Origin of the sequence: Streptococcus toyakuensis (assembly GCF_024346585.1) — a bacterium.
GTDB classification, from domain to species: Bacteria; Bacillota; Bacilli; order Lactobacillales; family Streptococcaceae; genus Streptococcus; species Streptococcus toyakuensis.
On sequence record NZ_AP024523.1, the window covers coordinates 581,666 to 593,520 of the forward strand.

7 protein-coding genes are annotated in these 11,855 nt (G+C 42.0%); 5 read left to right on the top strand and 2 right to left on the bottom strand.

Annotated elements, in window-relative coordinates; translation table 11 throughout:
- Positions 1-247: 247 nt before the first annotated feature.
- From ileS to STYK_RS03190, 5 genes are all read left to right on the top strand, one after another.
- Positions 248-3,040 carry an isoleucine--tRNA ligase gene (ileS, locus tag STYK_RS03170; RefSeq protein WP_261805221.1) on the top strand — a complete coding sequence of 931 codons (2,793 nt, stop codon included), beginning with the start codon at positions 248-250 and terminating at the stop codon, positions 3,038-3,040.
- A 146-nt stretch (positions 3,041-3,186) separates the two neighbouring features.
- Positions 3,187-3,879 (top strand): phosphoglycerate mutase, encoded by a 693-nt coding sequence (locus tag STYK_RS03175; RefSeq protein WP_000240129.1) that lies wholly within the window; start codon positions 3,187-3,189, stop codon positions 3,877-3,879.
- 52 nt (positions 3,880-3,931) lie between these two features.
- Positions 3,932-6,343 carry a glycoside hydrolase family 95 protein gene (locus tag STYK_RS03180; RefSeq protein WP_261805222.1) on the top strand — a complete coding sequence of 804 codons (2,412 nt, stop codon included), beginning with the start codon at positions 3,932-3,934 and terminating at the stop codon, positions 6,341-6,343.
- A gap of 130 nt (positions 6,344-6,473) precedes the next feature.
- Positions 6,474-7,175, top strand: a complete 702-nt coding sequence (locus STYK_RS03185; protein ID WP_049494632.1) for an ABC transporter ATP-binding protein — start codon at positions 6,474-6,476, stop codon at positions 7,173-7,175.
- Position 7,176: 1 nt separating this feature from the next.
- Entirely contained in the window at positions 7,177-9,885 is a 2,709-nt protein-coding gene (locus tag STYK_RS03190; protein ID WP_261805223.1) for an ABC transporter permease, read from the top strand.
- A 95-nt stretch (positions 9,886-9,980) separates the two neighbouring features.
- Here the strand turns inward: STYK_RS03190 and tpx are convergent, their stop codons facing one another.
- Positions 9,981-10,472 (bottom strand): thiol peroxidase, encoded by a 492-nt coding sequence (tpx, locus tag STYK_RS03195; RefSeq protein WP_000256026.1) that lies wholly within the window; start codon positions 10,470-10,472, stop codon positions 9,981-9,983.
- 422 nt (positions 10,473-10,894) lie between these two features.
- Positions 10,895-11,824, bottom strand: coding sequence for a metal ABC transporter substrate-binding lipoprotein/adhesin PsaA (gene psaA, locus STYK_RS03200; protein ID WP_172930281.1), 930 nt, complete (start codon positions 11,822-11,824; stop codon positions 10,895-10,897).
- Between the last annotated feature and the right edge of the window lie 31 nt (positions 11,825-11,855).

The window sequence follows — 11,855 nt, forward strand, 5'->3', positions numbered from 1 at the left end:
AATCTGAGAACAATATCTTATCCTTATATTTCCAGCGAGCAGGAGATGGTGTGAGTCCTGCATTCCCTAACGATAAGATTATCCTCTCAAAAACTCAAGTCTGAATGAAGTAAGATTTGACGTTCCCCACGTTACGGGATAAGAGGGAGAAAGACTAAATCTTTTTCCGAATAAAGGTGGTACCACGATTTTCGTCCTTTTTGGCAGTCGTGGTTTTTAATTTGTTATTATTTATAAAGGAGATACCATGAAACTCAAAGATACCCTTAACCTTGGGAAAACAGCTTTCCCAATGCGTGCAGGCCTTCCTACCAAAGAGCCAGTTTGGCAAAAGGAATGGGAAGATGCAAAACTTTACCAACGTCGTCAAGAATTGAACCAAGGAAAACCTCATTTCACCTTGCATGATGGCCCTCCATACGCGAACGGAAATATTCACGTTGGACACGCTATGAACAAGATTTCAAAAGATATCATTGTTCGTTCTAAGTCTATGTCAGGATTTTATGCTCCTTATATTCCAGGTTGGGATACACATGGTCTGCCAATCGAGCAAGTTTTGGCAAAACAAGGTATCAAACGCAAAGAAATGGACTTGGTTGAGTACTTGAAACTTTGCCGTGAATACGCTCTTTCTCAAGTAGATAAACAACGCGAAGACTTCAAACGTTTGGGTGTTTCTGGTGACTGGGAAAATCCATATGTGACTTTGACTCCTGACTATGAAGCAGCTCAAATCCGTGTATTTGGTGAGATGGCTAATAAAGGTTACATCTACCGTGGTGCTAAACCAGTTTACTGGTCTTGGTCATCTGAGTCGGCTCTTGCTGAAGCGGAGATTGAATACCATGATTTGGTTTCAACTTCCCTTTACTATGCCAACAAGGTAAAAAATGGTAAAGGTGTTCTAGATACAGATACTTATATCGTAGTCTGGACAACAACTCCATTTACCATCACAGCTTCTCGTGGTTTGACTGTTGGTGCAGATATTGATTACGTTTTGGTTCAACCTGCTGGTGAAACTCGTAAGTTTGTGGTTGCTGCAGAATTATTGACTAGCTTGTCTGAGAAATTTGGCTGGGCTGATGTTCAAGTTTTGGCAACTTACCGTGGTCAAGAATTGAATCATATCGTAACAGAACACCCATGGGATACAGCTGTAGATGAATTGGTTATCCTTGGTGACCACGTTACAACAGATTCTGGTACAGGTATTGTCCATACCGCCCCTGGTTTTGGTGAGGACGACTACAATGTTGGTATTGCTAATGGTCTTGAAGTCGCAGTGACTGTTGACGAACGTGGTATCATGATGAAGAATGCTGGTCCTGAGTTTGAAGGTCAATTCTATGAAAAGGTAGTTCCAACTGTTATCGAGAAACTTGGTAACCTCCTTCTTGCCCAAGAAGAAATCTCTCACTCATACCCATTTGACTGGCGTACTAAGAAACCAATCATCTGGCGTGCAGTACCACAATGGTTTGCTTCAGTTTCTAAATTCCGCCAAGAAATTTTGGATGAAATTGAAAAAGTGAAATTCCACTCAGAATGGGGTAAAGTTCGTCTTTACAACATGATTCGTGACCGTGGTGACTGGGTTATCTCTCGTCAACGTGCTTGGGGTGTTCCACTTCCTATCTTCTACGCTGAAGACGGTACAGCGATTATGACTGCTGAAACTATTGAACACGTGGCTCAACTCTTTGAGGAACATGGTTCAAGCATTTGGTGGGAACGTGATGCTAAGGACCTCTTGCCAGAAGGATTTACTCATCCAGGTTCACCAAATGGCGAGTTCAAAAAAGAAACTGATATCATGGACGTTTGGTTTGACTCAGGTTCATCATGGAATGGAGTTGTGGTAAACCGTCCTGAGTTAACTTACCCAGCAGACCTTTACCTAGAAGGTTCTGATCAATACCGTGGTTGGTTCAACTCATCACTCATCACATCTGTTGCCAACCATGGCGTAGCACCTTACAAACAAATTCTGTCACAAGGTTTTGCTCTTGACGGTAAAGATGAGAAGATGTCTAAATCTCTTGGAAATACCATTGCTCCAAGTGATGTTGAAAAACAATTTGGTGCAGAAATCTTGCGTCTTTGGGTAACAAGTGTAGACTCAACCAACGACGTGCGTATCTCTATGGATATCTTGAGTCAAGTCTCTGAAACTTACCGTAAGATTCGTAACACTCTTCGTTTCTTGATTGCTAACACATCTGACTTTAACCCGTCTCAAGATGCAGTAGCTTACGATGAGCTTCGCTCAGTTGATAAGTACATGACTATTCGCTTTAACCAGCTTGTTAAGACCATTCGTGATGCTTATGCAAACTTTGAATTCTTGACAATCTACAAGGCCTTGGTGAACTTTATCAACGTTGATTTGTCAGCCTTCTACCTTGATTTTGCTAAAGACGTTGTTTATATCGAAGGTGCCAAATCATTGGAACGCCGTCAAATGCAGACTGTCTTCTATGACATTCTTGTCAAAATCACCAAACTCTTGACACCAATCCTTCCTCACACTGCGGAAGAAATCTGGTCATATCTTGAGTTTGAAGAAGAGGACTTCGTTCAATTGTCAGAATTGCCAGAAGCAGAAACTTTTGCTAATCAAGAAGAAATCTTGGATACATGGGCTGCCTTCATGGACTTCCGTGGACAAGCTCAAAAAGCCTTGGAAGAAGCGCGTAATGCAAAAGTTATCGGTAAATCGCTTGAAGCACACTTGACAGTTTATCCAAATGAAGTTGTGAAAACTCTACTCGAAGCAGTAAACAGCAATGTAGCTCAACTTTTGATTGTATCTGACTTGACCATCGCAGAGGGGCCAGCTCCAGAAGCTGCCGTTAGCTTCGAAGATGTAGCCTTTACTGTTGAACGTGCTGCAGGTGAAGTATGTGACCGTTGCCGTCGTATCGACCCAACAACAGCAGAACGCAGCTACCACGCAGTCATCTGTGACCACTGTGCAAGCATCGTAGAAGAAAACTTTGCAGACGCAGTCGCAGAAGGATTTGAAGAGAAATAAGGTTTGTTGTATGATACAAATAAGGAAAAGGATTGTCAAACAGTCCTTTCCTTTTTGGTTTTGACTAGCTTTTTTGTGAAAAATTGTGTAAAATAGAATAGATAAACGAGGGAAAACCTCGGAAAATTTAAAGGAGAATCCATCTAATGGTAAAATTGGTTTTTGCTCGCCACGGTGAGTCTGAATGGAACAAAGCTAACCTTTTCACTGGTTGGGCTGATGTTGATTTGTCTGAAAAAGGTACACAACAAGCGATTGACGCTGGTAAATTGATCAAAGAAGCTGGTATCGAATTTGACCAAGCTTACACTTCAGTATTGAAACGTGCGATCAAAACAACTAACTTGGCTCTTGAAGCTTCTGATCAATTGTGGGTTCCAGTAGAAAAATCATGGCGTTTGAACGAACGTCACTACGGTGGTTTGACTGGTAAAAACAAAGCTGAAGCTGCTGAACAATTTGGTGATGAGCAAGTTCACATCTGGCGTCGTTCATACGATGTATTGCCTCCAAACATGGATCGTGATGATGAACACTCAGCTCACACTGACCGTCGTTACGCTTCACTTGACGACTCAGTTATCCCAGATGCTGAAAACTTGAAAGTGACTTTGGAACGTGCCCTTCCATTCTGGGAAGATAAAATCGCTCCAGCTCTTAAAGATGGTAAAAACGTATTCGTAGGAGCTCACGGTAACTCAATCCGTGCTCTTGTAAAACACATCAAAGGTTTGTCAGATGACGAAATCATGGACGTGGAAATCCCTAACTTCCCACCATTGGTATTCGAATTTGACGAAAAATTGAACGTCGTTTCTGAATACTACCTTGGAAAATAAAAAATTGTAAGTCTAGGATTGATTTCTAGGCTTTTTATGTTAGTATGGAAGTATGATAAGGAATAAAAAACAGGATTATGTGCTGACCTACAAGCAACCAGCGTCAACAACATATAAGGGTTGGGAAGAAGAGGCCTTACCGATAGGTAATGGTTCTATAGGAGCTAAAGTCTTTGGGCTTATAGGGGCTGAGCGGATTCAATTCAATGAAAAAAGTCTCTGGTCTGGAGGTCCACTTCCTGATAGTTCCGATTATCAGGGTGGAAATTTTCAGGATCAGTATGCTTTTTTAGCTGAGATTCGGCAGGCTTTGGAGAAGAAAGATTACAATATTGCTAAGGAACTGGCTGAACAGCACCTAGTCGGGCCCAAAACGAATCAATATGGGACCTATCTGTCCTTTGGGGATATTTATATTGAGTTTAGTAATCAAGGCAAGACTTTGTCTCAGGTGACGGATTACCAGAGACAGCTTAATATCAGCAAGGCGCTTGCGACGATTTCTTATGTCTATAAGGGAACGAAATTTGAACGTGAAGCTTTTGCGAGTTTTCCAGATAATATCTTGGTTCAGCGCTTTACTAAGGAAGGGGCGGAAACTCTAGATTTTACTATAGAACTGTCGCTAAGTCGTGATTTGGCTTCTGATGGAAAGTATGAGCAGGAAAAATCTGATTACAAGGAATGCAAGTTGGATATTACTGATTCTTATATCTTGATGAAGGGAAGAGTTAAGGACAATGACCTGCAGTTTGCTAGCTGTTTATCTTGGGAAACAGATGGGGATATTAGAGTTTGGTCAGATAAGGCTCAGATATCAGGAGCCAGTTATGCCAATCTTTTCTTGGCTGCTAAGACTGATTTTGCCCAAAATCCTGCTAGTAATTATCGCAAGAAAATAGATTTAGAGAAACAGGTTAAGGACTTGGTGGAGATAGCTAAAGAAAAGGGCTATACCCAATTGAAATCAAGGCATATTGAGGACTACCAAGCTTTATTCCAGCGTGTTCAATTGGATTTGGGAGCTGATTTTGAATCATCCCCTACGGATGATTTGCTAAAAAATTATAAGCCACAAGCGGGGCAGGTTTTGGAGGAGCTATTCTTCCAGTATGGACGGTATTTATTGATTAGTTCTTCTAGAGATTGCCCAGATGCCCTACCAGCTAACCTACAGGGAGTATGGAATGGGGTCGATAATCCTCCTTGGAATTCGGACTATCACTTAAATATCAATCTGCAGATGAATTATTGGCCAGCCTATGTGACTAACCTCTTAGAAACGACCTTTCCGATCATAAACTATATAGATGATTTGCGTGTCTATGGTCGCCTAGCAGCTGCAAGGTATGCAGGAATTGTCTCTCGGGAAGGAGAGGAGAATGGTTGGTTGGTCCATACCCAAGCGACCCCTTTTGGCTGGACGGCACCTGGTTGGGATTACTATTGGGGTTGGTCACCAGCTGCCAATGCGTGGATGATGCAAACTGTTTATGAAGCCTATTCATTTTATATGGACCAAGACTATCTTAGGGAGAAAATTTATCCCATGTTAAGGGAAACAGTTCGTTTTTGGAATGCCTTTTTACATAAGGATCAGCAGGCGCAGCGTTGGGTGTCTTCTCCGTCTTACTCACCAGAACATGGGCCGATTTCGATTGGCAATACCTATGACCAATCTCTGATTTGGCAGTTATTTCATGATTTTATTCAGGCTGCTCAAGAATTAGGGCTGGATGCGGATTTGTTGACTGAAGTCAAAGAAAAATTTGATTTACTAAATCCTCTGCAAATCACTCAATCTGGTCGAATCAGGGAGTGGTATGAGGAGGAAGAGCAGCATTTTCAAAATGAGAAAGTGGAGGCTCAGCATCGGCACACTTCCCATCTAGTGGGACTCTATCCTGGAACTCTCTTTAGCTACAAGGTACAAGAGTATCTTGAAGCGGCGCGTGCTAGCCTTAATGATCGTGGAGATGGCGGCACAGGTTGGTCTAAGGCCAATAAGATCAATCTTTGGGCGCGTCTAGGAGATGGCAATCGAGCCCATAAATTATTAGCAGAGCAGTTAAAGTCATCTACCTTGCCAAATCTTTGGTGTAGCCACCCTCCTTTTCAGATAGATGGTAATTTTGGTGCTAGCAGTGGAATGGCAGAAATGTTACTCCAGTCTCATACAGCTTATCTGGTACCTCTAGCCGCCCTACCCGATGCATGGTCAACAGGTTCCGTTTCAGGCTTAATGGCACGTGGACATTTTGAAGTTAGCATGAGGTGGGCGGATAAAAAACTCTTACAGTTGACCATTTTATCAAGAAGTGGGGGAGATTTGCGAGTCTCTTATCCAGATATTGAAAAAAGTGTGATTGAAGTGAATCAAGAAAAAATAAAAGCGAAATGCATGGGGAAAGATTGTATTTCAGTGGCGACAGCAGAAGGTGATTTTGTTCAATTTTATTTTTAAGAAGGTGATAGAAGGCAGTAATTTGATACTGCCTTTTAATAAGGATTTAAGAATGTAAGCAGTTTCCAACTAGTTGAAAAAGCGTTATAATGGTAGTAGGAAGTAATTTGTTTGAGAGAGGGTGGGTCTGATGGCTTATATTGAGATGAAACACTGTTACAAGCGTTATCAGGTTGGGGACACGGAGATTGTGGCCAATCGCGATGTGAATTTTGAGATTGAAAAGGGTGAATTGGTGATTATTCTAGGTGCATCTGGTGCAGGCAAGTCAACAGTTCTCAATCTCCTAGGGGGAATGGATACCAATGATGAGGGGGAAATCTGGATTGATGGTGCCAATATTGCAGACTATAGTTCCCACCAGCGAACCAATTACCGCCGCAATGATGTCGGTTTTGTTTTTCAGTTTTATAACCTAGTTTCCAATTTGACTGCTAAGGAAAATGTGGAACTGGCTTCTGAAATCGTGACGGATGCCTTGGATCCTGAACAGGTCTTGACAGATGTAGGTCTGGCTCATCGTCTCAATAACTTTCCAGCTCAGCTTTCTGGAGGGGAGCAACAGCGAGTCTCCATTGCACGCGCGGTAGCCAAAAATCCTAAAATTCTCCTTTGTGACGAACCGACAGGTGCCTTGGATTATCAGACGGGCAAGCAGGTTTTGAAAATCCTCCAAGATATGTCTCGTCAAAAGGGAGCGACGGTGATTATCGTGACTCACAATGGAGCTTTGGCGCCCATTGCTGATCGCGTGATTCATATGCACGATGCCAGTGTCAAGGATGTGGTGATCAACCAGCATCCTCAGGATATCGATAGTTTGGAGTACTAGCATGATCAAGCGAAAAACCTATTGGAAGGACTTAATTCAGTCCTTCACAGGCTCCAAGGGGCGTTTTTTATCCATCTTGACCTTGATGATGTTGGGTTCTTTAGCCCTAGTAGGCCTCAAAGTGACTAGCCCCAACATGGAGGCGACAGCTAATGCTTATTTAAGAGCTGCTCAAACCTTGGATTTGGCAGTTATGTCTAATTATGGTTTGGATCAAGAAGATCAAGAAGAACTAAAACAGACGCAGGGCGCAGAGGTTGAGTTTGGCTATTTGACAGATGTGACTATGGATAATGGGCAGGATGCCATTCGGCTGTACTCCAAACCAGATCGAATTTCAACCTTTCAGCTAAGAAAGGGACGACTTCCGCAGTCAGATAAGGAAATCGCCTTGGCAAGTCATTTGCAAGGTCAATATCGTGTGGGACAGGAAATTAGCTTTAAAGAAAAAGAAGAGGGTCATTCCTCTTTAAAAGACCATACTTATACCATTACTGGTTTTGTGGATTCAGCTGAAATCCTCTCCCAGCGAGATATGGGCTACGCAGGAAGTGGAAGTGGGACTCTGACAGCCTATGGGGTGATTTTACCTAGTCAGTTTGATCAGAAAGTTTACAATATAGCTCGTTTGAAATATCAAGATTTAGCAGGCTTAAATGCTTTTTCAGCAGCTTATGAAGAGAAATCCAAGCAACGTCAGGAAGATCTTGAACAAGTTTTATCAGATAATGGCAAGGCACGTCTGCAACTCTTGAAAAAAGAAGGACAAGAGTCTCTAGGCAAAGGCCAAGAAACCCTTGATAAGGCTGAGACTAATCTGCAGGAAGGCAAGCGTCGTTTAGCAACTGCTCAAGCTCGTTTACAGGCTCAGGAAAGTCAACTAGCCTTGCTGCCTCAAGCACAGAGAGACCAGGCTAGTGCTCAACTTACCCAAGCCAAGCAGGAATTGAGCAAGGAAGAGGACAAACTCAAGCAGGCTGAACAAAATCTAGCCCAAGAAAAGGAAAAACTAGAAAAACATCAGCAAGTCTTGGATGATTTAGCTGAGCCCAAGTATCAAGTCTATAATCGTCAGACCATGCCTGGCGGTCAAGGCTACCTCATGTACAGTAATGCTTCAGCCAGTATTCGGGCAGTAGGCAATATCTTTCCTGTAGTGCTTTATGCTGTAGCAGCCATGGTGACCTTTACAACTATGACTCGCTTTGTGGATGAAGAGCGAACACATGCAGGGATTTTTAAGGCCTTGGGTTATCGCAGTAAGGATATTATCGCCAAATTTCTCCTCTACGGTCTAGTAGCTGGGACTGTAGGAACAGCTCTAGGTAGTATACTTGGACATTATTTACTAGCCGGTGTAATTTCAAGTGTCATTACAAAAGGCATGGTGGTGGGAGAAATCCAGATTCAGTTCTATTGGAGCTATAGCTTACTGGCTCTTGGTTTGAGTTGGTTGGCGAGTGTGTTACCAGCCTATCTGGTGGCTCGGAGGGAACTTCATGATGAAGCAGCCCAGCTTTTACTGCCTAAACCTCCTGTTAAAGGAGCTAAAATCTTACTGGAGCGCATCGGTTTTATCTGGCGTCGTCTCAGTTTTACCCATAAGGTAACAGCCCGTAATATCTTCCGTTATAAACAGCGGATGTCGATGACGATTTTTGGTGTGGCAGGTTCAGTCGCTCTGCTCTTTGCCGGTTTGGGAATTCAATCCTCTGTAGCAGGAGTTCCGTCTAGACAGTTTCAACAAATCCAACAGTATCAAATGATTGTCTCTGAAAATCCTAGTGCGACCAATCAGGACAAGGCAGAACTGGAAGAGATGTTGAAAGGGCAGGACATCCAAGACTACCAGAAAATTTATTCTAAGACGCTAGACAAGGATTTCAAAGGTAAGGCTGGTCTTCAAACTATTACCCTTATGATGACAGAGAAGGAGGATTTGACGCCCTTTATCCATCTGCAACATCATCAGCAAGAGCTGACATTAAAAGATGGGGTCGTTATCACAGATAAACTCGCCCAGCTGGCAGGTGTTAAGGTTGGACAGACTTTAGAAATTGAAGGTAAGGAGCTAAAGGTCGCTGCTATTACTGAGAACTACGTAGGTCATTTTATCTATATGAACCAAGCTAGCTATGAGCAAATTCACGGCCAGCTACCCCAAGCCAACACTTATCTGGTTTCGCTAAGGGATACCAGTGCAACTAGTATCGAAAGGCAGGCCGGCTTACTTATGAATCAATCTGCGGTGTCCAGCGTTGTCCAAAATGCTTCAGCCATTCGACTCTTTGACTCGGTCGCAAGTTCACTCAATCAGACCATGACCATCTTGGTCATCGTATCGGTTCTGTTGGCTATTGTTATCCTTTACAATCTAACCAATATCAACGTGGCTGAGAGAATCCGTGAACTCTCCACTATCAAGGTTCTCGGTTTTCATAACAATGAAGTCACTCTCTACATTTACCGTGAGACGATTGTGCTGTCCCTTGTGGGAATTGTCCTTGGTCTAGCAGCTGGTTTCTATTTACACCAATTTTTGATTCAAATGATTTCTCCTGCGACTATTCTCTTTTATCCGCAGGTAGTCTGGGAAGTCTATGTAATCCCAGTGGTAGCAGTAAGCACCATTTTGACCTTGCTTGGATTCTTTGTCAATTATCATCTGAGAAAGGTTGATATGCTTGAAGCATTGAAATCTGTAGAGTAAGGCAGTTGGTTTTATCTGATTGACCTTATATTTACTCGTAAACAAAAATCCTCCGTTTCAAAGAGTAGGGAACTCTTTGTGACAGAGGATTTTTTCTATAGGGCTTTAGCAGCTGCAATTGCGGCTTCGAAGTTTGGTTCAGAGTTAATATTATCCACGTATTCAACGTAGCGAATCGTATTGTCAGTATCGAGGACAAAGACTGCGCGTGCCAATAGGTGCCACTCATTGATTAAGAGGGCATAATCACGTCCAAAGGAATGGTCGAAATAGTCTGAGAGCATGATGGCATTTTCAATGCCTTCAGCACCGCACCAACGTTTCTGGGCAAACGGTAGGTCCATGGAAACAGTCAAGACAACCGTATTGTCCAGTCCAGCCAGTTCTTCATTAAAGCGACGCGTTTGAGTTGAGCAGATACCTGTATCGATAGAAGGCACGACACTCAAGACTTTTTTCTTGCCATCAAAATCAGCCAGAGATTTTTTAGAAAGATCTGTTGTAGTGAGAGAAAAATCAAGCGCCTTATCGCCGACTTGTAGTTGTTTACCTGTAAAGCTCACAGGATTTCCGAGAAAAGTTACCATAGGATACTCCAATCTTTTTTCTTCCATTTTAGCTGAAACAGTCGGAATTTTCCAATGATTTGACCGGAAATATGGACATAGAAAAAAACGCCAGTTCATGTGAGAATGACGTTTTTCAGATTTTTTATCTATTTGATATTTCTCGAAGGTAGTGCGGACGGGAGCAACTTCCTTCGGAATTTCATCCCTAATTTTTGAGCCCTAGGTCTCAAAAATTCCGTCCTAGATAAGATCAAAGTTCTTATCTAGGATACCACTACAGTGAGAAATATCTGGTAAAAACTCACTTCGTTCGTACTGATTTAAGAAATCTTTATTCTTATAAACGCTGTTTTGTAGCTAGAGATAGAACTAACAAAGCTAATATTAGAAGTAATGTAAAGAGAGACAAGAACCTAGTAATAGATAAACTAATATCTAGATTATTTTGCCAATCCTTCAGCAATCTTATCAAGGTTGTATTTCATCATGTTGTAGTAGCTGTCGCCTTCTTTACCTTGTTCTGCGATAGAGTCAGTAAAGATTTGTGCGTAGATTGGGATGTTTGTGTCTTGAGAAACAGTTTTCATTGGACGGTCATCCACACTTGATTCTACAAAGAGTGATGGAACTTTTGTTTGGCGAAGTTTTTCAACCAAGGTCTTGATTTGTTCAGGTGTTCCTTCTTCTTCAGTGTTGATTTCCCAGATGTAAGCACTTGGGACACCATAGGCTTTAGAGAAGTATTTGAATGCTCCTTCGCTGGTTACAATGAGTTTCTTTTCAGCAGGGATGTTATTAAATTTATCCTTACTTTCTTTATCAAGTTTGTCTAACTTATCAGTATATTCTTTGAGATTTTTTTCATAGAATTCCTTGTTGTTAGGATCTTTGGCGCTCAATTGTTTAGCGATATTTTTAGCAAAGATAATCCCATTTTCAAGGTTGAGCCAAGCGTGTGGGTCTTCTTTACCTTTTTCATTTTTTCCTTCAAGGTAGATAACATCAACACCTTCACTGACTGCAAAGTAGTCTTTGTTTTCAGTCTTCTTGGCATTTTCTACCAATTTTGTAAACCAGGCATTGCCACCTGTTTCAAGGTTGATACCGTTATAGAAAATGAGGTCTGCCTCAGAAGTTTTCTTAACATCTTCAGGAAGTGGTTCGTATTCGTGTGGGTCTTGCCCAATCGGAACGATACTATGAAGATCAATTTTGTCACCAGCAATATTTTTAGTAATATCAGCGATGATTGAGTTTGTAGCAACAACTTTTAGTTTTTGACCAGAAGCTGTATCTTTTTTTCCGCTAGCACATGCTACAAGAGCAATGACGGAAAGAAAGAGAACGAGTAATGTACCTAATTTTTTCATTAGATCCTCCAATTTATTGGGGCTTTACCCC

Excerpts from the sequence above, each read along its gene's own strand:
- ileS (WP_261805221.1), top strand. The coding sequence starts at position 248 with ATGAAACTCAAAGATACCCTTAACCTTGGGAAAACAGCTTTCCCAATG.
- STYK_RS03175 (WP_000240129.1), top strand. The coding sequence starts at position 3,187 with ATGGTAAAATTGGTTTTTGCTCGCCACGGTGAGTCTGAATGGAACAAA.
- STYK_RS03180 (WP_261805222.1), top strand. The coding sequence starts at position 3,932 with ATGATAAGGAATAAAAAACAGGATTATGTGCTGACCTACAAGCAACCA.
- STYK_RS03185 (WP_049494632.1), top strand. The coding sequence starts at position 6,474 with ATGGCTTATATTGAGATGAAACACTGTTACAAGCGTTATCAGGTTGGG.
- STYK_RS03190 (WP_261805223.1), top strand. The coding sequence starts at position 7,177 with ATGATCAAGCGAAAAACCTATTGGAAGGACTTAATTCAGTCCTTCACA.
- tpx (WP_000256026.1), bottom strand. The coding sequence starts at position 10,472 with ATGGTAACTTTTCTCGGAAATCCTGTGAGCTTTACAGGTAAACAACTA.
- psaA (WP_172930281.1), bottom strand. The coding sequence starts at position 11,824 with ATGAAAAAATTAGGTACATTACTCGTTCTCTTTCTTTCCGTCATTGCT.